Annotated in this window: 17 protein-coding genes and 1 riboswitch; of the genes, 10 read left to right on the top strand and 7 right to left on the bottom strand. The window is 64.1% G+C overall.

The features are described 5' to 3' along the window. The 4 genes from ABD906_RS13525 to ABD906_RS13510 all read right to left on the bottom strand — a co-directional run bounded on the left by ABD906_RS13525 (nt 1) and on the right by ABD906_RS13510 (nt 7,820). Complete coding sequence (locus ABD906_RS13525) at nt 1–921, bottom strand: sulfite exporter TauE/SafE family protein (RefSeq protein ID WP_345099943.1); 921 nt, start codon at nt 919–921, stop codon at nt 1–3. 294 nt (nt 922–1,215) lie between these two features. Next, the gene (locus ABD906_RS13520) at nt 1,216–4,650 is read right to left on the bottom strand and encodes a peptidoglycan-binding protein (RefSeq protein WP_345099942.1); all 3,435 of its coding nucleotides are present in this window, start codon (nt 4,648–4,650) and stop codon (nt 1,216–1,218) included. Nucleotides 4,651–5,154: 504 nt separating this feature from the next. Next, nucleotides 5,155–6,813: a lysine--tRNA ligase gene (locus tag ABD906_RS13515; RefSeq protein WP_345099941.1), complete on the bottom strand. Its 1,659-nt coding sequence runs from the start codon at nt 6,811–6,813 to the stop codon at nt 5,155–5,157. A gap of 146 nt (nt 6,814–6,959) precedes the next feature. Then, on the bottom strand, nt 6,960–7,820 hold the full coding sequence (locus tag ABD906_RS13510) for a transporter substrate-binding domain-containing protein (RefSeq protein WP_345099940.1): 861 nt from the start codon (nt 7,818–7,820) through the stop codon (nt 6,960–6,962). Nucleotides 7,821–8,696: 876 nt separating this feature from the next. Here ABD906_RS13510 and ABD906_RS13505 point away from each other — a divergent pair. Then, complete coding sequence (locus ABD906_RS13505) at nt 8,697–10,760, top strand: glycosyltransferase (protein WP_345099939.1); 2,064 nt, start codon at nt 8,697–8,699, stop codon at nt 10,758–10,760. Between the two features lie 280 nt (nt 10,761–11,040). Here ABD906_RS13505 and ABD906_RS13500 read toward each other — a convergent pair whose 3' ends face one another. After that, nucleotides 11,041–11,601: a GcrA family cell cycle regulator gene (locus tag ABD906_RS13500; protein ID WP_345099938.1), complete on the bottom strand. Its 561-nt coding sequence runs from the start codon at nt 11,599–11,601 to the stop codon at nt 11,041–11,043. Nucleotides 11,602–11,982: 381 nt separating this feature from the next. On the opposite strand from ABD906_RS13500, the gene ABD906_RS13495 reads away from it, so the two are divergent. From ABD906_RS13495 to ABD906_RS13485, 3 genes are read left to right on the top strand one after another with little or no spacing between them, the layout of a single operon-like run. Beyond that, nucleotides 11,983–13,179: an aspartate aminotransferase family protein gene (locus ABD906_RS13495; protein ID WP_345099937.1), complete on the top strand. Its 1,197-nt coding sequence runs from the start codon at nt 11,983–11,985 to the stop codon at nt 13,177–13,179. 13 nt (nt 13,180–13,192) lie between these two features. After that, a complete protein-coding gene (argF, locus tag ABD906_RS13490) occupies nt 13,193–14,110 on the top strand; it encodes an ornithine carbamoyltransferase (protein WP_345099936.1) in 918 nt (305 codons plus the stop codon). Continuing rightward, the gene (locus tag ABD906_RS13485; protein WP_345099935.1) at nt 14,107–15,102 is read left to right on the top strand and encodes an Hsp33 family molecular chaperone; all 996 of its coding nucleotides are present in this window, start codon (nt 14,107–14,109) and stop codon (nt 15,100–15,102) included. Before argF ends, ABD906_RS13485 begins: the two co-directional genes overlap by 4 nt. 126 nt (nt 15,103–15,228) lie before the next feature. Here ABD906_RS13485 and apaG read toward each other — a convergent pair whose 3' ends face one another. Then, the gene (apaG, locus tag ABD906_RS13480; RefSeq protein ID WP_345099934.1) at nt 15,229–15,621 is read right to left on the bottom strand and encodes a Co2+/Mg2+ efflux protein ApaG; all 393 of its coding nucleotides are present in this window, start codon (nt 15,619–15,621) and stop codon (nt 15,229–15,231) included. Nucleotides 15,622–15,791: 170 nt separating this feature from the next. Further along, entirely contained in the window at nt 15,792–16,985 is a 1,194-nt protein-coding gene (locus ABD906_RS13475) for an O-succinylhomoserine sulfhydrylase (protein WP_345099933.1), read from the bottom strand. Between the two features lie 44 nt (nt 16,986–17,029). After that, nucleotides 17,030–17,106, bottom strand: a riboswitch (SAM riboswitch). A gap of 76 nt (nt 17,107–17,182) precedes the next feature. Between ABD906_RS13475 and ABD906_RS13470 the strand changes: the two genes are divergently transcribed. The 6 genes from ABD906_RS13470 to urtE all read left to right on the top strand — a co-directional run bounded on the left by ABD906_RS13470 (nt 17,183) and on the right by urtE (nt 24,230). Next, entirely contained in the window at nt 17,183–18,268 is a 1,086-nt protein-coding gene (locus ABD906_RS13470; protein ID WP_345099932.1) for a 2'-deoxycytidine 5'-triphosphate deaminase, read from the top strand. A 292-nt stretch (nt 18,269–18,560) separates the two neighbouring features. Continuing rightward, on the top strand, nt 18,561–19,862 hold the full coding sequence (gene urtA, locus ABD906_RS13465; RefSeq protein WP_378188742.1) for an urea ABC transporter substrate-binding protein: 1,302 nt from the start codon (nt 18,561–18,563) through the stop codon (nt 19,860–19,862). A gap of 68 nt (nt 19,863–19,930) precedes the next feature. Beyond that, nucleotides 19,931–21,547: an urea ABC transporter permease subunit UrtB gene (urtB, locus tag ABD906_RS13460; RefSeq protein WP_345099931.1), complete on the top strand. Its 1,617-nt coding sequence runs from the start codon at nt 19,931–19,933 to the stop codon at nt 21,545–21,547. After that, nucleotides 21,547–22,770, top strand: a complete 1,224-nt coding sequence (urtC, locus tag ABD906_RS13455; protein ID WP_378188757.1) for an urea ABC transporter permease subunit UrtC — start codon at nt 21,547–21,549, stop codon at nt 22,768–22,770. Before urtB ends, urtC begins: the two co-directional genes overlap by 1 nt. A 3-nt stretch (nt 22,771–22,773) precedes the next feature. Further along, nucleotides 22,774–23,532, top strand: a complete 759-nt coding sequence (urtD, locus tag ABD906_RS13450; RefSeq protein WP_345099929.1) for an urea ABC transporter ATP-binding protein UrtD — start codon at nt 22,774–22,776, stop codon at nt 23,530–23,532. A gap of 2 nt (nt 23,533–23,534) precedes the next feature. Next, a complete protein-coding gene (gene urtE, locus ABD906_RS13445; protein WP_345099928.1) occupies nt 23,535–24,230 on the top strand; it encodes an urea ABC transporter ATP-binding subunit UrtE in 696 nt (231 codons plus the stop codon). Nucleotides 24,231–24,308: the final 78 nt, after the last annotated feature.

The following is a 24,308-nucleotide window of genomic DNA, read 5'->3' as shown; positions in this document are numbered from 1 at the left end:
TTACACGGCTCCCACGACGATGGAATAGACGTCGTCCGGGCGGACGAAGAGGTCGAAGGCCAGGCGCAGAGCGACGGCCAGCACCAACAGCGCCAGAAGGGCGCGCAGCTGTTCGCCGCGCAGCTTTTGCCCCACGCGGGCGCCGTACTGGGCGCCGGCCACACCGCCGATCATCAGCAGGAAGGCAAGCGCAACGTCGACCGTGTGGTTGGTGGTCGAATGCACGATGGTCGTGTAGGCGGACACGAAGATGATCTGGAACAGCGAGGTGCCGACGACGACATTGGTCGGCACCTTGAGCAGGTAAATCAGGGCCGGGACCATGATGAAGCCGCCGCCGACGCCCATGATGGACGAGAGGATGCCGATGCCCGCGCCAATCACCAGCACCGGAATGACGCTGACGAAGAGCTTCGACGTGCGGAAGCGCATCTTCAGCGGCAGGCGGTGAATCCAGTTGTGGTGGCCCGCCGAGGCCGGGATTGGAGGCTGGCCGCTGCGCACGCGGCGGATGGCGCGGATGCTCTCGAGCAGCATCAGTCCGCCAACGGTGCCGAGGAAAACGACATAGAGCAGGGAGACGATGAGGTCGAGCTGTCCCAGCCGGTTCAGGTAGGCAAACAGGGAGATGCCGATGGTCGAGCCGATGATGCCGCCGATCAGCAGCATGCAGCCGAGCTTCACGTCCAGCGTGCCGCGCTTGAAATGGGCGAGCGCGCCGGAGAACGAGGACGCAATCACCTGATTGGCGCCGGTGGCAACGGCGATGCCCGGAGGGATGTTGTAGAAGATCAGCAGCGGGGTGATCAGGAAGCCGCCGCCAACGCCGAACATGCCCGACAGGAAACCTACGGCTCCTCCCATGGCGAGAAGAACCAGTATGTTCACGGACATTTCCGCAATTGGGAGATAGAGGCCCACCCGGACGACACCCGCAGTTAACAACCAACCAGACCTGTGGGCAGCATGCCCACGCGCCCCCGCCGCACGCACTGCCCGCGCCGGGTTCGCATCAAAGCCAAACAACTACCAGCAATTGCTTGAAGAGTTGCTAAGAACGGCACCTTTTCGGCGGATTTGAGGCCGGAGCTGTGGAACCCCGGCCATCGCGAAATGTGCGGTCCCTGTGACACTCCGGGCAGGGGCCGCAAGCCCATTTCTGGCGGGAGAATGGAAGCGCGGGATCGCCCGCGCTTCCACGGAATCCGGGCTGTCTTATGCGGTGTCGCTGCGCTCCAGCAGCTTGCGCACGAGGGCGTCGTCGATCTCGCCGGTGGCGGGAAGGCCGTTCTGCGACTGGAACGCCTTGATGGCGTTGCGGGTCTTGTTGCCGACGATGCCGTCGGCGGCACCGGCGTCATAGCCCATCTTGTTCAGGATGGCCTGAACGGTGGCGATGGCCTTCCGGTATTCCGGCGAGTTGCTGGAAATCTGCGTTTCGCTCCACTCGACCGGGATGGAGACCGTGTTGGCGTCCAGGTCGGGCGTGCGGGCCTTCCAGAGCTTCGCCTTGCCTTCCGCGATCTTCAGCTGTTCCGGATCCATGACCTTCGCCAGCTCGTCGCGCTTGGCGGCAGCGTCGGCATCACCCTTCCGCGCGACGATGTCGAGCCACTTGTAGGCTTCGGTCAGATCTTTCGGCATGCCGAGGCCCTTGGCAGCCAGGATGGCGAGGTTGAACTGGCTGTCGGTCACGTTCAGGTCGGCCGCCTCCGTGAACCAGCGGACGGCTGCCTGATGGTCGGGCGTTCCCTCGGAGCCCATCGCGAGCAGAACGCCGAGATTGTGCATCGCGGTCGCGTTGCCCTGCTTGGCGGCAGCCTCGTACCACTTCTTTGCCTTGTTCAGGTCACGGTCGACGCCGAGGCCCTTTTCGTACATGTTGCCGATGCGGTATTGGGCCAGCGCCAGCCCCTTCGCCGCGGCGCGCTCGTACCAGATGGCAGCCGCGCTCATGTCCGCGGGAACGCCGCGGCCTTCCGCCAGGCGGCCGGCAATCTCGAAATAGGCCAGCGGATTGCCCTCAAGGGCTGCCTCGCGCAACGGCTCGACGTGGAGTTCGGCGGGCAGATCGGCTTCCTGCGGCACATATGCCGCGAGATTCTCGGCCGCCTTTTCGGACACAGCCGTCTGCGGCGCCGCGAAGGCATATTGCGGCACGAGACGCTCGGTCATGGACTTGCTCGTCTCCGACGCAGCGGACGGCTCTTCAGAAGACTGCGTCGCTGCGGTCTGAAGCGGATCGACCGCCTCGCTGGTATCCGCCGTGATTTCGACCTCCTCGCCGTCGCGGGCGGGAGCTTCCGCCGGCAGATGGCGGCTCAGGTCGAAGGATGAGGGCGACAGATTGGAGGCGAAATGGACGCCTCCGGCGAGCAGCATGGCGCCACCGATCGCAGCAGCTGCGTACTTCTTGTGACGCCGCAGGATGCTGCCGATGCTCAACCGGGACTTCGAGCCCTCGGTGTCGTCGGCCTTCTGCTCTTCATGATCTTCGTGCGAAGCGGACAGGATGCTGCGGCGGGCGGCCGCGACGAAGCTGCCGTTGTCCAGGGTTTCGCGCTCTTCCATCGCAGCAGGCCGATCAGAGCGGACACGGCGCAGTATGGCGTTGATGTCGCTGGCAAGCGCTTCTGCCGCTGGTTCAGATTGCTCCAGCAGGGATGGCGCGGCCTGCTCCATCTCCGCGTTCACCTGACGGCGGCGGAACGCGCGCGACAGGGCACGCAGGCGCGACTTCGGCTCGGGCGCGGCCCCGGTCGAGGACACGGCCGGCTCGCGCCGCGCGGTATCCTCCGTGCGCGGCGCCCGCAGCCCGAAGGCCGGCGCGGTTTCCCCCCGCGCACGGACAAGATCCTGTGCGATGGTGGCACTGCCTTCCGCCTCAAGCGTGCCGAGGCGGGAGACGATCTTCAGCAGGGTGTCGTGAATGGCTTCAAACGTCCTGGAGTTCCGCTCCGCGCTCTGGCGGGTCAGAGCTTCCAGCTTCTGCAGCTCGTCCTGCAGGCGGGCGTCCATCGGTTCCGATGTCCTGGAGGCGGCGAACTTCTGCAGAACTTCCTCCGCCGCCTGGCGCGTCGCTTCGATCAGCGAGGCGCGGCTTTCGACGATGAACCGCTCCAGCTCGTCCAGGCGCGGCGACAGGCTCTCGACGCTGTCCTGGCCGGGACGGGCCAGCAGGGACGACAGATGGCTGATCTGGGACACCAGCTTGTGGAGCAGGCGCGGGTCGGCCGAGCCTCCGGTGATCGAGTGAAGCTGCTTCGCCATCGTCTCCAGCCGCTGCTCGAGCATTTGCATGGAACGCTCGTCTTCGGCAGCGCGGATATCGTCCATGCGGCGGGCGAGATCCGAGAAGCGCTCGTCCAGCGCGGCCAGAAGGCTGTCGGCGCCGGCAGGCGTGCCGATGCTCTCCAGACGCTCGACGACGCGCTGCAGTTTCTCCTCGACGGCATGGAAGAGCGGAGCGCCGTGATTGAGCAGATCGGCCTGGTGGCGCGAAACGGCCGTGGAGAGCTGCGACAGCTGCGCCTGGATGGCCATCAGCATCTGTTCCGTCTCCGGCGGCATCCTCACGCCCTCGAGACGCTCGGAAATCAACGCCACGCAATGGGTGAGCCGCTCAAGCGACTGTTCCGGGATCTCGATGCGCCGGGCGATCTCGTCGACACGGTCGGAAAGATCTGCCAGGTGCTCCAGCACGGTGACGGAGGGCCGATCCTCGTTCAGTTCCTCGATCTGATGCGCGAGCGAGCTGATGCGCGCCTCGATCCGCTCCAGGCTTTCCGGGTCAATGCCGGACGTGTGCGCAACGGCTGCCGAGGCAGCGATCGCGCGGGAAATCTCGTCCAGACGCTCGTCAATCACCTCCAGGAGGTGGCGCTGGTCGCTGTGGGCGTGGGACGCTAGCTTCTCGAGCGCAAGCGTGAGCTGGCGCATGTGGTCGTCGAAGACCTGAATGACATGTCCATCCGGCAACCGGCCGATGTTGTCGGCGATCTGGTCCAGACGCTCCTGCAGGGCATCGAGGCTCTGGCCAAGGGTGGCATCCGTGCGGTTCTGCTCCAGATGCAGCAGATCGTCGATGGCGGCCTTTAGGCGGCCGAGCTCGAGGTGAAGAAGCTGGGTGTCGCGGTCGTCGCGCCGGGACAGTTCGGCGATCGAGCTGGCGATCTGCGCAAGACCGGCTTCGAGACCGTGCGCGTCGTGGCTGCGGGAGACCGAGCCGAGCACGGAGTTGATCTCCTCGCGCAGGGTGGAGAACTCTTCCCGCATTCCGCGATTGATGGACGCCTGCAGGTCACTGCGCAGGTTGTTGAGTTCGACGGCCAGGGAATTGATGGATGCGAGCTGGTCGTCATGACGGCGGAAGGTATCCCGGTCATTCAGGAGGCTTCCGAACGAAGAGAGGCGACCTTCGCGCGCCGGGTCCGCAGCCACGCGCACGGGGCTGTTGTTCTCGGTAGCCGCTTCGTCGGCAATTCTCTTGATCCGGTTCGTTATGTCGTCCTCGCTGTTCCTGGCATCGAAGGCGCGCCCCAGCTGCTTTTCCAGCCGGGCAAGCGTTTGCAAAATGTTGTCCAGTGCAGAGCTGGGCTTGCGCTGTCCTTCGTCATTCAGTCTGTCTACGTAAGAAAGCCTGCTGTTCATTGGATCGCCCGCCTTGACGCGGCCCCCAACGGCCGCCGTTCTCCGACACCGGAGCCGTCCGCGAGGTGGCTATCCTTCAACGCCCACGCTTACACGCTCCAGGGAACCTTGAGGGCCGAAGCACCCTTGCCAGTTTCCAGGCAAAACTTTCGTCAACTATGGTAAACACCCGGTTAACTCGGACGCCCACGGCAGGAAATTGCTAACTTTTTACCAAGAATGTCCGGGCTGCCTCCTTTGTGCTTGCGCTGAAGACCCGTCGGCGGCGCATTCAGGCGCCAAGGTTTACCCCTGCCGGTACCGTAAGCCGCTGTAGCGGCAAATCATATTGCGGATCTTACCGCCCGCGGACGCCCTCGGCACGTTAGCAGCCTTCCCGAATGCGTATGATACGGTTAACGCGCCGGAGGAGAGGACGCGCGAAAACGAAGCAGCCCACCGCCGGGGTGGGCTGCAAGAGCGAACAGCAAATGCGGAGCTGGCGTTCGGCGCGAAGCCGCCGGATCAGGCGCGGAGCTCTCCGCTCAGAGCCTTAGCGATCAGCTCGCGGGTCTCCTCGATGCCGTAGAGCGCGACGAAGGAGCCGAACCGCGGGCCGCGCTCCTGGCCAAGAAGGACCTCGTAGAGCATCTGGAAGAAGGAAACCGAGACGCCGGGGCCGCCGGTCGGGCTCGTCTTGGTATGATCCTGATAGCGCTCGATGCCGCGGGCAACGTCGAGAAGGGCGTTCTGGATGTCCTCGCCGCTTGCGCCAGCCGGAAGCTCGGCCAGGCGCCGGGATACGGCCTCCAGGGTGGCGCGCTCCACATCGTCCGGCTCGCGGAACTTCTTCGCCGGCTTCACGAAGTCGTCGAAGTAGCGGATGGCGTATTCGGTCAGGCGGTCGAGCTCCGGATGGGTCTCCGGCGATACGCCCGGCGCATAGCGGGAGATGAAGCCCCACATCACGCCCTTTTCGCTGGCGTTGGAGGCGCTCGCCAGGTTGAGCAGCAGCGCGAACGGTACCGGCAGGTCTATGGTCGGCGGGTTGCCGTTGTGGATGTGCCAGACCGGGTTGCCGAGGCGGTTCGGCCAGTCCTGGCGCGGATAGGCGGACAGGAACGTGTAGTATTCGTCCACCGCGCGCGGGATGACGTCGAAATAGAGCTTCTTGGCCGTCTTCGGCTTCTGGAACATGTAGAGCGAGAGGCTCTCGGTCGGGGCGTAGGTCAGCCATTCCTCGATGGTCAGGCCGTTGCCCTTGGACTTGGAGATCTTCTGGCCGTTCTCGTCCAGGAAAAGCTCGTAGTTGAATCCTTCCGGTGCGCGACCGCCGAGGATCTTGCAGATCTCGGCGCCGAGCTTGACGCTGTCGATCAGATCCTTGCCGGCCATCTCGTAGTCGACGCCGAGGGCTACCCAGCGCATCGCCCAGTCCGGCTTCCACTGAAGCTTGGCGTGACCGCCTGTCACGGGGGTCTCGAAACGCTCGCCGGTGTCCGGATCGCGCCAGACGATGGTGCCGGCCTCGAGGTTGCGTTCCTCGACCGGAACCTGCATCACCACGCCGGTCTTCGGATGGATGGGCAGGAAGGGTGAATAGGTCTTCTTCCGCTCCTCGCGCAGGGTCGGCAGAATGACCGCCATGATCTCGTCGTAGTGCTTCAGGACTTTGAGCAGCGTCGCGTCGAAGCGGCCGGAGCGGTAGTATTCGGTCGAGGAGGCAAATTTGTAGTCGAAGCCGAAGCGGTCAAGGAAGGCCCGCAGGCGCGCGTTGTTCGCCGCGCCAAAGGACATGCCGCTGTCGAACGGATCCGGCACCGCCGTCAGGGGCTTGCCGAGATAGGCGCGCAGCATCTCAGGGTTGGGGACGTTGTCCGGCACCTTGCGCAGGCCGTCCATGTCATCCGAGAAGCAGATGAGCTTGGTCGGCACCTTGAACTCGGTGAGCACGTGGAAAGCATGGCGCACCATGGTGGTACGGGCCACCTCGCCGAAGGTGCCGATGTGCGGCAGGCCCGACGGGCCGTAGCCGGTCTCGAACAGAACCTGGGCCGGATAGCCAGTCTTCTCGTAGCGTTTGACGATCTTCCGCGCTTCTTCAAACGGCCATGCCTTGCTTTCCGCCGCAGCTTTCAGGAGTTCGGGCGAAACAGGGGACACATTGCTGGACGATGTCGTCATTGTGGCTTCCGGTCGGTCTGATTGGGTTATTGCCGCCAAAAACAGGCGGATGCGCCCCGGGCGCGGCCTGGGACGCCATGGCATGTACGCGCAGCCGCCCGCAGCGTCAATGGAAAGGGCAGGATTTCCTGCGTCATGACCCCCTTTCAGGGGTTCGACAGGCTGTAAAAATCCAGCGGGAAGTAGCGCAGGTACAGTTCGCTGAAGGCGTTTTCCGCTTCGAGATGCTGCAGGGCGTAGTCGAGCGCCTGGCCAATTAAGGGCTGGTCAGGCCGGGTGGCGATGGCAAGCCCGTGTCCCAGGTACTCCTGGGTATAGTACGGCCCTCCGACGAACGCGCAGCATCCGGCAGCCTCCTCGTCCGTCAGGGCGAAGCTCAGGCGGACGCCGTCGGCAAAGATGGCTGCCACGTCGCCCTCGCGGGCGGCGCGAACAAGATCCCGTTCGGTGTCAAAAGGGGCAATCTCAAGCCCGGGGAACAGGTCGCGCAGCATCTGCTCGTGGGATGTTCCGGTGAGCACACCGACGCGCTTTCCCTTGAGGCTTTCAGCGAGGGGTTCGGCCATGGCGGCGTCGCGGCGGGCCGCGAAGCGGGCCGGAAACTGGAAATAGGGCTGCGTGAAGTCGTAACGCGAGCGGCTTTCCCCGGTGATGGCGATCCCCGCGATGATGGCCTCACCATCGCCCTTCTGAAGCGCCTCACTCAGCTCCTCGAAGGGCAGGGCCTGGACCTGGCACCGCTGTTCAAGCTCGAGCTTGCGGCAGATGGCACGGGCGAGGTCGACATGGAAGCCGATCAGGTTCCCACGCTCGTCCAGCATGTTGAAGGGAAAGAAGTCCGTGGTCGTAAGAAAGCGAAGGCGCTGGATGTCCGACGTGTCCGGTACGGCAAGTCGCTGCCGCGTGTCCCTGAAATGCGGAACGAGCGGCTCAGCCGCCGCCGATGCAGGCAGCAGGGCGATGGCAAGCACCAACCCCAGACCGAAGCGCAGCATGAGACCTGTCAACCCAACGAATCTTCACTCCAATTAGCGTACAGAAATTCCTTTGCGGCGGAAACATCCGGCCATCGCAAACAAAGGTTGTCGTTTTTTCAAATAGTGCAATCGAAGGGGGAAAATGAGTTTGACGGGAGAGGGAAGGGTAGGCAATACTACGATCTAGATCGAGGGCATAATCAGCATAAACAAAAGTACATTCCTGTAGTCCGGCTAAGAAATAGTCCGGATAAGCACTCGGTTGCTGTTTTGCGATTGTTTTGTCGTGCGCCCGGGGCCGACATCGGGTGCATGGCGGGGCTGAGGCTGCAGGCATTCACGTGTGTGATTGGCGCAGGCGAACATGATGGCGTCTGCGCAAGGGAACCGGCTTTCGAGGGCAGAACGTCTGGGGAGGCATTGAGTTTTCGCTCAACGCCTGGGGTGGGTGTCTTGACCATGAATGGCGTCGAATGGGTCCGTGAGGCTTCCCTCACGGCGGCAGGGAAGTTTTTCTGCGCTGACAGCATTTTCGAGGGTAGTTGTGACGGCCGTCTGGAAGAGGCAGACGGTCCGGTGGAAACCGGTCGCCCGGTGGATACTGACCGCCTGGTGAAAGCTGGTCATTTCGCGGAGGCTGGCCGTCCTGCAAAAGGTGGACTTCTGGCAACGAGCTCCAGCGTCATAGCGGAATCGGAAGGGTCTCGCCCCGTGGCCGGTTGTCCGGAGGCCAAAGGGCGAGCGGAAGCCCGTTGGACGCTGGAAGCATCGGGCGCAGCTGATGCGGACGGGACCGGGGCGGGCGGTTCATCGGGAAGCGGGACGTCCGCGGACGCCGGCGAGCCGCCGATCGCTCTGAAGGCGCCGTGGACCGGCGAACTGCCAAAATCGCATGAGCCGGGGAGCATGGGCGCTTCGTCGCAAGCTGACGGACCGGGCGACACTGTGCTTGCGCCGAAACCAAGCGAGCGGTTCGAGACCGCCAGACTTCCGCGAAGCCTGGCGGAGCAGACAGTCGCTTTTGCGCACCGGCCGGGTCCCCATGGCTCCCTCATCGACAGGTCTGGCGACAGGACAACATCCGGCGAAGAAATGTCGGGCGCATCGAAGGCAGGTTCGCTGTGGCCGATGATGCACATCCTGCTCGGTCTGAACGCGGAGACCTGGGAGAGGGCTGCGCGAAAGGCAGGTCTCGCGGGTGCGTTGCCCCAGCGGGAGCTAATCGCCGGCGGCCATGTGTCCGAGGCAGAGTTCGTGCGCGCGGCGGCACGGCTGATGGGCGTCCGCTTCCTGGCCGATGTGAGGGCCGAGGGGCTGATCATCACCGGTGAACAGTCGCATCAGGTGCTCGGGCGGCGCGAAGGGCTGCCGGCCGTGACGGCTGTCGACAGCACGGGCCGATGCGTCCTGCTGATCGCGCCGAGCGAGCTCGATCTGGACGAGCTTGGCGCTTTCCTGGACCGTCAGCGTGACATGCTGAAAGGGGTGATTTTCGTCTGCGCCGATTGTCTGCGACGCGCCATCGGGCGGCGGGGGAGCCGAGAAATGCTGCGCAGGGCCATCGCTGGCCTGAAGGAAACGTTGCCGCAACTGTCCGCGCATCTGGTGCTCACCGGCCGGCAGGGTGTCGTGGTGGGCTTCCTGTTGGCGGGGCTGGTGCAGTGTCTCGTCCTCTGGCCAATGGAGGTGGCGTTGGCCGCGTACATTCTCGCGTTCGCCTGCTGCGTCCTCTGCACACTCATGCGCGTGGTGGCGCTGACCGAGGTCCTCTGGCCCCGGCAGCCCGAGCTTCCCGCGGAGGTCGAAATGCCGGAGGAGGGTGTGCCGGTCTACTCGGTGCTGGTGGCGCTCTACCGGGAAGCCGAGGTGGTGCCTCAGCTGCTCACGGCGCTTGGCCGCCTCGTCTGGCCGCGCAGCAGGCTGGAAATCAAGCTTGTGTGCGAAGAGGACGACCACGAGACGCTGGCGGCGATCCGCAGCATCGAGTTGCGCGATTACGTCCAGGTCGTGGAGGTTCCGTCCTCGACGCCGCGCACGAAGCCCAAGGCGCTGCGCTACGCGCTGCAGCATTGCAGGGGCGATTTCGTCGTGATCTACGATGCGGAGGACCGCCCGCACCCCTATCAGCTGGTCGAAGCGTGGCGGAGGTTCCGGCGCAGCGACCAGATTCTTGCCTGCCTGCAGGCGCCGCTGGTGATCACCAACGGTTGGGGCAGCTGGCTGTCACGCATGTTCGCATTCGAATACTCGGCGCTGTTCGCAGCCATGCTTCCGTGGCTCGGAAGCCACCGGCTCGTCCTGCCGCTCGGCGGCACGTCCAATCATTTCCGCCGGCATGCGCTCGAGGCTTCCGGCGCGTGGGATCCCTATAACGTGACGGAAGATGCGGATCTCGGAATCCGGCTCGCCCGTATGGGCTACCATTCCGACACCATCCTCTCCCCCACCTACGAGGACGCGCCGACGCGGCCGGATGTATGGCTGCGGCAGCGGACGCGCTGGTTCAAGGGCTGGCTCCAGACCTGGCTGGTGCATATGCGCGATCCCCGGGCTCTCTTCCGCGACATCGGGGCGGGATCGTTTCTGGTCGTACAGGGGCTCGTCTTCTGCACCCTCATCGCGGTGATGAGCAATGTGTTCATGGTGCCCACCCTGCTTTACGGGGCCCTGCGCCATAGCTTTGTCGAAGGGGTTACAGCCTACGAGCGGATCCTCTTCGCCCTCAACGTGGCCAACCTGCTGTTCGGCTATGCGGGCTTTCTGACGATTGGGTGGTATAGCCTGCCGCCGCGAAAGAGGGAGGGATTGTGGCGCTACGCGCTCTATACGCCCGGATACTGGTTCATGCTGTCGCTCGCAGCCTGGCGCGCCGCCTGGCAGCTATACAGGAAGCCGTTCTACTGGGAAAAGACGCCCCACGGACGGAAGCAGATCCAGCCGGATACAAAGCGCCAGGGCGCGGAGGGATAGCCGCCGCAGGGTCAAGAGATTGCTGCCCCTGCGGCAAAAAAGAAGCGGCACAAGGCCGCTTTCGGAAGGTGGAGACGTGAAGTCCTAGAGCCGTTCTGGAAAAGCCCCGTTAGGCTTCCGTCCGGAACAGCGAGAAGGTCTGTACCGCGAGAACAGTCTCGGGCTTCCTTGGAACCCGGTTGCTCCAAAGCAATTCAGATTCATGGAGGCCCTGAATTGCTCTGACGACTGTTTTTCGCGGCTCCGGACGCAAGACCGGTTCCCACTTTTCCTGAACCGCCTAACGGAGACGGCGCCGCTCGGCGGCGGGCTGATAGGCCAGCCTCGAATGGAACGTGCAGTACGGGCTGTTCTCGGTGGAGTCAGCGCCGCAGAAGCTGAAATCCTCTGAGAGCGGGTCGCCGTTCGGCCACTTGCAGGTCCGCTCCGTCAGCTCGATCAGCTTCAGATTGCGCGCAATCGGCACGACGTTGTCGGGCAGAGCCTGGTACTGCTGGTATACGGCCGGCTCCTCGTCGTACTGCACCTTGAGAGCGGTGGCGCCGACGGTCGTTGCAACCATCGGGCGGACCGGTGCAGCGGGCGCCGCCGGGCGAGGCTTGCTGCGAACTGCCGGCGCCTGTGCCGGCGCGGTGGCGGTGGTGGTTACAGGGGCCGCTGCCTTCTTCTGCCGGGCAGGGGCTGCGTTCGTGCGCCCGCGTCCGGACAGTTTCAGGCGATGGACCTTGCCAATCACGGCATTGCGGCTGACCCCGCCGAGCTGAGCTGCGATCTGGCTTGCACTCAAGCCTTCCGCCCAAAGTTTCTTCAACGCCTCCACGCGTTCGTCTGTCCAGCTCATGGGTTTGCGCTCCTTGTCGGCGCGGCAGAATCCCTCTTACATTCCGCTCCGCCTATGCGGAGAGGACGCAGGGTCGAAACGGATAGGATGAGCTGCCGCACAAAATTCGTTGTTATGGCGGCAAGGTACATTATCGGTTGACTCCGTGACAAGAGTCCCAAAGTCGCGGCGTATCTCTTTTTCGGGTTTTCCCCAACTTGGGTGTCAATTTACAGGAAGCAAAAGGGGGTCACGCAAATTATCCACTGTGAACGCTCGTTGACTTCCGCGAAAAAAGCGCTGATAAAAGCGACCGTGCCGCCCTTGGGCGGCATTTTAGTTTCCGTCGCGGGTCAGTGCAGGTACACCCGCGGTCCGGCGGCAGTCCAGGAGAGTTCTTGAATGTCCGGTTCGCCTCTTTTCAATACGTTCGCCCGTCTTCCGCTTGCCTTCGAGCGTGGCGAGGGTTCCTGGCTGATCACCTCGGATGGAGAGCGATACCTGGATTTCGCGGCCGGAATTGCGGTCAATTCGCTCGGACACGGCCATCCGCACCTCGTTGCGGCGCTGGTCGGGCAGGCCGGCAAGCTCTGGCATGTCTCGAACCTGTACCGCGTCCCCGGCCAGGAACGGCTGGGCGAGCGGCTGGTGGAGGCGACCTTCGCCGACAAGGTGTTCTTCGCCAATTCGGGCGCCGAGGCGCTGGAATGCGCGATCAAGACCGCACGCCGTTATCACTACGTGAAGGGTTCCCCGAACCGCTACCGTATCATTACCTTCGAGGGGGCGTTCCACGGCCGCACGCTGGCGACGCTCGCCGCGGGCGGACAGAAGAAATACCTCGAAGGGTTCGGTCCGGTGGTCGAAGGGTTCGACCAGGTGCCCTTCGATGACATCGATGCCGTCGAAAAGACCATCGGCCCTGACACCGCGGCGATCCTGGTCGAACCGATCCAGGGCGAGGGCGGTGTGCGCCGCATTCCGCTGGCGAGCCTGCGCAGGCTGCGGTCGCTCTGCGACAAGCACGGCCTACTTTTGATCTTCGACGAGGTGCAGACTGGCGTCGGCCGCACGGGCAAGTTCCTGGCCTGCGAATGGGCCGGGGTGAGGCCGGATATCGTCGCGCTCGCCAAGGGCCTTGGCGGAGGCTTCCCGATCGGCGCCTGCCTTGCGACGGAAGAGGCAGCGAGCGGCATGACCGCCGGCTCGCACGGAACAACCTTCGGCGGCAACCCGTTGGCCATGGCGGTGGGCAATGCCGTGCTCGACGTCGTGCTGGGCGAAGGCTTCCTCGAGGGAGTCGCCCAGAAGGGTCTCGCCCTCAAGCAGGGGCTGGCCGCGATCGCGGACGAGTTTTCGGATGTCATCGAGGACGTCAGGGGCGAGGGGCTGATGCTGGGTCTGCGCTGCAAGCCGCAGAACACCGTCCTGCAGAAGGCCCTTATCGAAGAGAAGCTGCTTACCGCCCCTGCCGGTGACAATGTTCTGCGTCTTCTGCCGCCGCTGACCGCGACGGAAGAAGACATCCAGGAAGCGCTAGAGCGCATCCGGAGGGCTTCCAGCGCCGTATCGGCCGCCACACGGGCGGCAGCAAGCTAAACGAAGGCACATCATGACCACTCCGCGCCATTTCCTCGACCTTTCCGCACTGCCGGCCAGCGAGCTGAGACGCATCCTGGATGACGCGAAGGAGCGAAAGGCGAAGCTGAAAGCGGGTGAACCCAGCCCCAAGCCGCTCCAGGGCAAGGTTCTGGCCATGATCTTCGAGAAGGCTTCCACCCGCACCCGCGTCTCCTTCGACGTGGGCATGCGGCAGCTGGGCGGCGAGACGATAATGTTGACCGGCACCGAAATGCAGCTCGGCCGGAGCGAGACCATCGCCGACACCGCCCGCGTTCTGTCGCGTTATGTGGACGCAATCATGATCCGCACCACGGCCCACAGCCGCCTGCTGGAGCTGGCGGAATACGCCACGGTGCCGGTGATCAATGCGCTTACCGACGACACGCATCCGTGCCAGATCATGGCCGACATCCTGACCTTCGAGGAGCATCGCGGCCCGGTGAAGGACAAGCTGTTCGCCTGGGCCGGCGACGGCAACAACGTGCTTCATTCGCTGCTCGAGGCTTCCGCGCAGTTCGGCTTCCGCATCAACGTGGCCGTGCCCTCTGGAAGTGAGCCCAAGCAACACTATGTAGAGTGGGCCCGCGCACATGGGGCGCAGGTGATGCTGACACAATCGGCCGAAGAAGCCGTTGCCGGAGCGGACTGCGTCGTCACCGACACCTGGGTGTCGATGGGTCAGGAGCACCGGGCCCGCGGACACAATGTCTTCATGCCCTACCAGGTCAATGCAAAGCTTATGAGCCTTGCAAAGCCTGATGCGCTGTTCATGCACTGCCTGCCCGCCCACCGCGGGGAAGAAGTGACGGACGAGGTCATCGACGGGCCGCACTCCGTCGTGTTCGACGAGGCTGAGAACCGTCTACATGCGCAGAAGGCGATCCTTGCATGGTGTTTTGAGAAGTGAGCTTGCAAAACGCGAAACTGGGTGAATTCGGTTACGCCGGCGACGACCACGTCGTGCCTTTCCAGGTGGACAAGCTGGACGTGCGCGGCCGCGCCGTTCAGGTCGGCCAGATGCTCGACCAGATCCTCACCCGGCACAAGTATCCTGATCCCGTTTCCCGGCTTCTGGCCGAGGTCATCACGCTCACCGTGATGCTCGGCAGTTCGCTGAAGTTCAACGGGAAGTTCATCGTCCAGACCCGTTCAGACGGGCCGGTCGACCTTCTGGTCGCCGACTTCACGACGCCGGGCAACGTGCGCGCCTATGCGCGCTACAGCGACGAGCGTCTGGCCGAGGCGGTGGCTGCGGGCAAAGACAGCCCCGAGGAACTGCTCGGCAACGGCGTGCTGGCGCTGACGATCGACCAGGGCCCGCACATGCGGCGTTACCAGGGTATCGTGCAGCTTGACGGCTCGACGCTCGAGGACGTGGCGCGCACCTATTTCCGCCAGTCGGAACAGATCCCGACGGAAGTGCGGCTGGGCGTGGCCCGCATGCAGGTGCCGGGCGAGAACGGTGTGGTGGAAACCTGGCGCGCCGGCGGCGTGCTGCTGCAGTTCCTGCCAAGCAACACGGACCGGGCGCGGATGAAGGACCTGCATGGCGGCGACGGAGACCCGGAAGAAGCGGGCAACGGCCATCCCGACGATGACTCCTGGGTGGAGGCCGTGACGCTGCTGAAGACCGTACAGGACGACGAGCTGGTGGACCCGTCGGTCGGAACGGAACGGCTGCTTTACCGTCTGTTTCATGAGCATGGCGTGCGCGTCTTCGAGGGCGTGAACATCGTCGACAAGTGCTCGTGCTCGCGCGAGAAGGTGCGGTCGATTCTGAGTGGCTTCACGGCCGAGGAAATCCACGAGAGCACGGAAAACGGCGTCATCCGCGTCAACTGCGAGTTCTGCTCGACCGAATATCTCTTTGATCCGGCGGACTTCTTCAAGCCGCACTGAGGCCGAGTCCGTCAGAGCCGGACTTGCAGCCTGAAAAGTCGAGTGCGGCGCGGGATCCCCGCGCCACATTCGTTTGAGGGGGGCGGCAGACGGGCCGAAGCCGGTGTCCGCACCGGTGCAGTCTCCTCAGTTCAGCACTGTGCGCTTGCCGGGAATGTCGAGCGAGAAGGCCGGGATGTCCACCTCGAACTGGTCGCCGGATTCCTTCTCCATCGTGTAGCGGCCAACCATGATGCCCGACGGCGTGCTCAACGGGCATCCGGAGGTGTACTGGAAGCTGTCGCCGGGTTCGATCACAGGCTTTTCGCCCACGACGCCTTCGCCGCGCACTTCCTGCACACGGCCGAGCTCGTCGGTGATGTGCCAGTAGCGGGAGAGAAGACGAACCGGCTCGGGCGAATTGTTGACGATGGTCACTTGATAGGCCCAGACGAAGCGGCCTTCCTCGAGGTCAGACTCGTCCGGCAGAAAGAATGCCTCGACGGATACTTCAATGCCTGCAGTGGTGGCGCGGTACATGGTCTTCCCGAGGACGCTGCGTCAAAAACAATTTCCGGCAGGCAAGGAGCCGCCGAGACTGTCTATGTTGTAGCGCAGACGACCGGCAGATCAATAAGGCTCGCGGGGAGTGTCCACGTCCAATGCTCAGCTCAAGCGGACGGGCGGCCGCCCGTCCGCTTGCCCGCGCATCAGGCGGCGGCGAGCGCGCGCTCGATGTCTTTCAGCAAATCCTCGGTATCTTCGATGCCTGCCGACAGGCGCAGCGTGCCGTCGGTGATGCCGGCTTCAGCGCGGCTTTCGTCCGACAGGTTCTTGTGCGTCGTGGTTGCCGGATGCGTGATCAGGCTCTTGGCATCGCCGAGGTTGTTCGAGATCTTGATGACCTCGAGCGCGTTGGCGAAGTTGAAGGCCGCGCGCTTCCCGTCCTTGAGCTCGATGCAAACCAGGGTCGAACCGCCGGTCATCTGGCGGGCGATGATGTCAGCCTGCGGATGGTCCTTGCGGCCGGGATAGATCACGCGCGCAACCTTCGGGTGGCCTGCGAGGAAATCCGCAATCTGCGAGGCATTGTGCGTCTGCTGGCGCACGCGCAGCGGCAGCGTTTCCAGACCTTTCAGCAGCGCCCAGGCATTGAAGGGCGAAAGGCTCGGGCCGGTATGACGGAAATAGTCGTGCAGGTTGGCCTCGATCCACTCCTTGTCCGAGAGGACAATGCCGCCCAGGCAGCGGCCCTGGCCGTCAATGTGCTTGGTGGCCGAGTAGACCACGACATGTGCGCCATGCTGCAGCGGCTTCTGGTAGAGGGGGGTGGCGAAGACGTTGTCGACCACCAGGCGGGCGCCGGCGGCATTCGCCAGATTGGCGATGGCGCGGATGTCATAGACCTCCAGCGTCGGGTTGGTCGGCGTCTCCATGAAGAAGAGCTTGGTGTTCGGCCGGATCGCGGCTTCCCAGGCCGACAGGTCGCGGCCGTCGACGAAGGTGGTTTCGATGCCGTAGCGCGGCAGGAGATGCTCGATGATCCAGTGACAGGAGCCGAACAGCGCGCGGGCGGAGACAACATGGTCGCCCGCCTTCAGCGAACAGAGAATGGCCGCAGCCACCGCCGCCATGCCGGAAGCCATCGCGCGGGCGTCTTCCGCACCCTCCAGCTCGATCATGCGCTTTTCGAACATGTCGACGGTCGGGTTGGCGTAGCGGGAATAGATGAAGCCCGGATCCTCGCCCTTGAAGCGGGCTTCGGCGGCTTCGGCCGTCTCGTAGACGAAGCCCTGGGTCAGCCAGATTGCCTCGGAGGTTTCCTGAAACTGCGAACGAAGGGTATGGCCGTGGACCAAGGCGGTCTGCGGCTTCCAACCTGTACTATTGTCTGATTGTGCCATTGTCTCTGCCCAAATTGTCGGCCGCGTAAAACGCCGGATGAGCATCGACATCGAGCGCGGCCTTTTAGCGACTTCTTTAACGTGGCTGCAAGCCGACCGGCAAATCACCACGGGATAACGACCCTTTAATCGCGTATTCTCCTTGCGTCAATTGTGCAGGACGGTAAAGCTCCCCTGCAAAATCCTGGAGGCTAGACGTGGTGAACCCGGGCATCCTGCCTGACTCTGACATTGCAGAGCTTTTCAACCAGGGCGCACTCGCATCGGAACGACCGCTGGACGAGGACCAGATCCAGCCGGCGAGCCTCGACCTGCGCCTTGGGCGGGTTGCCTATCGTGTTCGCGCCAGCTTCCTTCCGGGCCCGAAATGCCGGGTGCTGGACAAGCTCGAGCGGCTGAAGCTGCACGAGATCAGCCTCGATGCCGGCGCGGTGCTGGAGACGGGATGCGTCTATATCGTGCCGCTCATGGAAACGCTTCGCCTGCCGCAGGACGTCTCGGCCTCCGCCAATCCGAAGAGCTCGACGGGCCGCCTCGACATCTTCACCCGCGTCATTACCGACCACGGGCAGGAGTTCGACAAGATCCCGGCCGGCTATACAGGGCCGCTCTATCTCGAGGTCAGCCCGCGCACGTTCCCGATTGTGGTGCGGCCCGGCTCGCGGCTGTCGCAGATCCGCTTCCGGCGCGGCAATGCCGTGCTGAGCGAGGAGGAGCTCGCGCAGCTGCACGAGCGCGAGACGCTGGTGGCCTCCGAACAACCCAATATCTCTGGCGGCGGCATCGCCCTTTCGATCGACCTCAATGGCGGCGAGGGCGGCCTGGTCGGCTACCGGGCGAAGCATCACTCGGGCGTCATCGACGTGGACCGCAAGGCAGCCTATGACGTGCGCGACTTCTGGGAGCCGATCTACGACTACGGCAAGCGGGAGCTGGTGCTCGACCCGGACGAGTTCTACATCCTGGTCTCGCGCGAGGCGGTGCATGTGCCGCCGAACCATGCGGCCGAAATGACACCCTTCGACCCGCTGGTGGGCGAGTTCCGCGTGCATTATGCCGGCTTTTTCGACCCCGGCTTCGGCCATTCGGCGGCGGGCGGCTCGGGCAGCCGCGCGGTGCTGGAAGTGCGCAGCCACGAGGTGCCGTTCATCCTCGAACACGGGCAGATCGTCGGCCGCCTCGTCTACGAGCGGATGAGCAGGGCCCCGCAGAAGCTCTACGGCAGCAGCCTCAAGTCCAACTACCAGGGCCAGGCGCTGAAGCTCTCCAAGCATTTCCGCTGAGAACCCGAGGGGCGGGCGGGTTCTCGCAATCACGCGTGCGACGGCATAAGCGCAGCCGACCGCTCAGGCGGCTCGGGAATGCCGTGCAACTTGAAATGCCGGCCTGATCAAAACATGGGCGGAATAATATTCCTGCCGATGATTTGGGCATTGCTTCTGCGGCCCGATCTGGCACGAGCCCGACCGGTCCTCCTAACCCCCTGTAACAACAGCGCTCTTTGATCCGCCCCTGAGTGGCATGCGCTTTGCATTGTCTGTTGCAGCGCAAAAACACATCCAGAGGGGATCCAACATGCCGCGAGTTGCAAGGGTGCGCAGTCTGCTGATGGGAGCGACGGTCCTGGCCGGAGCCTTGATGTCCGGGGAGAGCTTCGCGCAGGAGGACACGATCAAGGTCGGCATCCTCCATTCGCTGTCCGGGACCATGGCAATCTCGGAGACGACGCTGAAGGACGTCATGCTGATGCTCATCGAGGAGCAGAACAAGAAGGGCGGCCTGCTCGGCAAGAAGCTCGAGGCGGTGGTGGTGGATCCGGCGTCCGACTGGCCGCTGTTTGCCGAGAAGGCGCGCGACCTGCTCGAGAAGGAGAAGGTCGCGGCCGTGTTCGGTTGCTGGACCTCGGTGTCGCGCAAGTCCGTGCTGCCGGTGTTCGAGGAGCTCAACGGGCTGCTGTTCTACCCCGTGCAGTACGAGGGTGAGGAAAGCCAGCGCAACGTGTTCTACACCGGCGCCGCGCCCAATCAGCAGGCCATCCCGGCCGTCGATTACCTCATGGACGTGGAAGGCGTCGAGCGCTGGGTGCTGGCCGGCACCGACTACGTCTATCCGCAGACGACGAACAAGATCCTGCAGGCCTATCTGGAATCCAAGGGCGTGGCGCCCGAGGACATCATGATCAACTACACGCCGTTCGGTCATTCCGACTGGCAGACGATCGTGACGGACATCAAGAACTTCGGCTCGGCCGGCAAGAAGACGGCCGTGGTGTCGACCATCAACGGCGACGCGAACGTTCCCTTCTACAAGGAGCTTGCCAACCAGGGCATCAAGGCTGAGGACATTCCGGTCGTGGCCTTCTCTGTGGGCGAGGAGGAACTGGCCGGCATCGACACGGAGCCTCTGGTCGGGCACCTGGCGGCCTGGAACTATTTCCAGTCGGTGGACACCGAGGCGAACGCCGAGTTCATCGAGACATGGCACGCCTTCATTGGCGACGACAAGCGCGTGACCAACGACCCGATGGAAGCCCATTACATCGGTTTCAACATGTGGGTGAAGGCGGTTGAGAAGGCCGGCACCACCGATCCTGACGCGGTGATCGACGCGATCATCGGCGTGTCGGTGCCAAACCTTTCCGGCGGCTACTCAACCATGATGCCGAACCACCACATCACCAAGCCGGTGTTGATCGGCGAGATCCAGTCGGATGGCCAGTTCGAGATCGTGTGGGAGACGCCGGGCCTCGTCGTGGGCGACGAGTGGTCCGACTACCTGCCCGATTCCAAGGATCTGATCGCCGACTGGCGCGCGCCGCTGTCTTGCGGAAACTTCAACGTCGCCACGGGCAAGTGCGGCGGCAAGGGCATCAATTGATCTGATCTGACGATTGCGGCCGGGGCGATGTCCCGGCCGCCGGGAACCTCGCGCCTGGAGTCGAGCCGATGATGCTCCTTCGTGCACTATGCTTGCTGCTGCTGTCGTCACTGCTCCTCATCGGCCCGGCAGGCGCGCAGGAGACCTCGGTGAACGCGCTCATCGCGCGCTTCGCCGAGGTCAACAGGTTCGACCAGACCGAGGCCCTGGTGCGCGAGCTGGGGGCGACGGGCGACCCGGCGGTGAGGCCGGTGCTCGAGGCGCTGGCCGACGGCAATCTCCAGGCCAGCAAGGCGGGCGGGGCGGTCTATATCGTCAGGGGCTCGGGCAAGAATGCGCAATTCTTCGATCCGCTGACCAGCGAGGAGGTGAAGGATGTCGCTACCTCCGGGCTCAGGAAGGTCAAAGTCAACAATGCGCTCCGGCGGGCAATCCGAGACACGCTGAGTTCGCTCACGCTGCGCGCGCCCAACCGCGAGCAGAGGCTGGCTGCCGCGAGCAACATGCTTTCCAATCCGGATGCCGCGGCGATCGAGGCGCTCGATGCTGCCATCGCCGAGGAAGGGGACCCAGCCGTCAGGACGCGCATGGAACAGGCACGTGCGGCGGCCGTGCTGCAATCCGACCTGCCGGATGGCGAGAAGATCAAGGCCATCGAGGTGCTGGGGGCGCTCGGCGACCGCACCGTGCTGTCGCTGCTCGAAGCCGTGGAGATGCGGTCGCAGGGGGAACTTCAGAGTACCGCTGCCAAGGCTGCATCAAGTGTGCGAACGAAGCTCGCCGCCTGGGATGCCGCGCAGAACGTGTGGTTCGGCATCTCGCTCGGATCGGTGCTGCTCCTGGCGGCCATTGGCCTTGCCATCACCTTCGGCGTGATGGGCGTCATCAACATGGCGCATGGCGAGATGGTGATGCTTGGGGCCTACACGACATTTGTGGTGCAGGGCGCAGTGCAAAGCCTTTTGCCGGGTCTGCAGAACTGGTCGCTGGTCCTTGCCGTGCCGATCGCCTTTGTGGTGGCGGGCGCCGTGGGCATCGCAATCGAGCGCGGGATCATCCGCTTCCTTTACGGGAGACCGCTGGAGACGCTGCTCGCCACCTGGGGCGTGTCGCTGGTGCTGCAGCAGGCGGTGCGCACGATCTTCGGCCCGACCAACCGGGAGGTTGCCAATCCGTCGTGGATGTCCGGCAGCTTCGAGGTCGGGCAGATGATGATCACCTGGAACCGGCTGTGGATCGTGCTGTTCGCGCTCGCCGTCTTCGCGCTGCTCCTGTTCATCATCAACCGCACGCCGTGGGGCCTCTACATGCGCGCGGTGACGCAGAACCGTCGCATGGCGGCCTCGATGGGCATCCGCACGCCGCGGGTGGACGCATTCACCTTCGGGCTTGGCTCCGGCGTGGCCGGGATTGCGGGCGTGGCATTGAGCCAGATCGGCAACGTGTCGCCCAATCTCGGGCAGAACTACATCATCGACTCCTTCATGGTGGTGGTGTTCGGCGGCGTCGGAAACCTGTGGGGCACGCTGCTCGGCGCCTTCTCGCTCGGCATCGCCAACAAGTTCCTCGAGCCTTATGCCGGCGCGGTGCTGGGCAAGATCATCGTGCTGGTGCTCATCATCCTGTTCATCCAGAAGCGGCCGCGCGGGCTGTTCGCCCTGAAGGGGAGGGCTGTGGAATCATGATGACAAAGCGCTTCTTCGAGGGCGGACTCGACCGCCGCATCCAGCTGCTGCTGGTCGTGCTCGTGGCGGCGGCGGTGGTGGTGCCGGTACTCAATCTCGCGGTGCCGCCTACCAGCAGCTTCCACATTCCCACGCACGCGGTGGCGCTCATGGGCAAATACCTGTGCTACGCGATGCTGGCGCTGTCACTGGATTTGGTCTGGGGCTACTGCGGAATCCTGAGCCTCGGCCACGGTGCGTTCTTCGCCCTCGGCGGTTATGCAATGGGCATGTACCTCATGCGCCAGATCGGACCGCGCGGCGTCTACGGGCATCCGGTGCTGCCCGATTTCATGGTCTTTCTCAACTGGAAGGAGCTCCCATGGTACTGGTACGGTTTCGATCAGTTCTGGTTCGCTGCCCTGATGGTGATGGTTGCGCCGGGGCTGCTGGCCTTCGCCTTCGGCTGGCTCGCCTTCCGTTCCCGCGTGACGGGCGTCTACCTTTCGATCATTACCCAGGCGATGACCTACGCCCTGCTGCTGGCGTTCTTCCGCAACGACATGGGGTTTGGCGGTAACAACGGGCTGACCGACTTCAAGGACATCCTCGGCTTCAGCCTGCAGGCGCCGGCGACGCGCGCCGCGCTGTTCTCGGCCACCGCGCTGGTGCTGGCGCTGGCGGTGATCGTGACGGCACGGCTCGTCAGCTCCAAGTATGGCAAGCTGATGGTGGCCGTGCGCGACGCGGAGAGCCGAACGCGCTTCCTCGGCTGGCGGCCGGAGAACATCAAGCTCATCGCCTTCACCATCTCCGCGGTGATGGCTGGCATCGCCGGCGCGCTCTACGTGCCGCAGGTCGGCATCATCAACCCGAGCGAGTTCGCGCCGGCCAATTCCATCGAGATCGTCATCTGGACTGCAGTCGGCGGGCGGGGAACCATTATGGGACCGGTGATCGGCGCAATCGCCGTCAACTGGGCCAAGAGCTGGTTCACCGCAGCGCTTCCCGAGGTATGGCTGTTCGCGCTCGGTGCACTGTTCGTGGCCGTCACGCTGTTCCTGCCCAAGGGGCTGGTGGGCGTGTGGGAGCAGTGGAGCGCTGCCCGCAAGGCACGGACGAAGAGAGCTTCGCCCACGGTTCCGCCGGAGAAAACAACAGCCACCGAGCCTGCCGCCAGCGCGGCAAGGCCCGCGCCTGTGGCCGCGCCGCTGATGGGCGTCGAACCAAAACCGGCGGAGTAGGCCATGGCACCGGCAGAACCTCTCACGAACACCATTCTCTATCTCGACGGCGTTTCCGTCTCGTTCGACGGGTTCCGCGCCATCAACAACCTGTCTCTCACGCTCGACAAGGGCGAGATGCGGGCAATCATCGGCCCCAACGGGGCTGGCAAGACGACGATGATGGATCTCATCACCGGAAAGACGCGGCCGGACAAGGGTGACATCTACTTCGACGGCGCGCACGACCTCACCCGCTATGACGAGGCGGAGATCGCCAATCTCGGGATCGGACGGAAGTTCCAGAAGCCCACGGTGTTCGAGTGCCACACGGTCGAGGACAACATCGCGCTGTCGCTCAAAGGCCCGCGTGGGGCGTTCCGAACCATCTTCGACCGGCGGTCTGCCAGCGAGCCGAGTCGGATCGACGAGATCCTGGCAATCATCCGGCTCACGGACAGGAGAGACGAGCTTGCGGCGAACCTCAGCCACGGGCAGAAGCAGTGGCTCGAGATCGGCATGCTGCTCGCGCAGGAGCCCAAGCTTCTGCTGATTGATGAGCCCGTGGCAGGCATGACCGACGCCGAGACGGAAGAGACGGCACGGCTGCTCAGGGACATCGCCACACGCCATTCGGTGATCGTGGTGGAGCACGACATGCATTTCGTGCGCGAGCTCGGCGTCAAGGTCACCTGCCTGCACGAGGGCTCGGTGCTGGCGGAAGGCAGCATCGACCACGTATCGCAGGACCCGCGCGTCATCGAAGTCTATCTGGGGAGGTGACGGTGCTGGAGATCGCGCACGCAAACCTTCACTACGGCGCGGCCCAGGCGCTGCGGGGGGTGTCGCTCACGGCGGAGGCCGGGCGCATCACCTGTGTGCTCGGGCGCAACGGGGTGGGCAAGACAAGCCTGCTCAAGGCGGTGGTGGGCCAGCATCCACTGTCGTCCGGTAGCATCTGCCTCGACGGCAAGTCGCTCGACCGGATGCCGTCCTACGAGCGGGCGCGAGCCGGCATCGGCTATGTGCCGCAGGGGCGCGAGATCTTTCCGCTGCTCACCGTGCGCGAAAACCTCGAGACGGGCTTTGCCGCCCTGCCCGGATCGCAGCGGACGATCCCCGACTACGTGTTCGACCTTTTCCCGGTCCTCAAGGACATGCTTTCCCGGCGCGGGGGCGACCTGTCCGGTGGCCAGCAGCAACAGCTCGCCATCGGACGGGCCCTCGTGATGCAGCCGAAGCTGCTGGTGCTCGACGAGCCGACTGAGGGCATCCAGCCCTCGATCATCAAGGACATTGGCCGCGCGATCACCTGGCTCAAGGAGACGCTCGGCATGACCATCCTGCTCGTGGAGCAATACCTCGACTTCGCACGGGAGCTCGCCGATTCCGTCGCGATCATGGACCGCGGCGAGATCGTGTTTTCCGGCAGGGCCGGGGATCTTGACGATCCGAACGTGCGCCGCCATCTCATGTTGTGAGGTGATGCAGGGTGCCGCGCTGGTCACTTGCTCGGATTTTGCGCGTCATGAAATCAAGGACTTATACTGTTCTCGAGG

Source organism: Chelativorans composti (assembly GCF_039541695.1).
Taxonomy (GTDB): Bacteria; Pseudomonadota; Alphaproteobacteria; order Rhizobiales; family Rhizobiaceae; genus Chelativorans; species Chelativorans composti.
The sequence above is the reverse complement of the archived record's forward strand: the minus strand, read 5'-3'. Positions and strand labels throughout refer to the sequence as shown.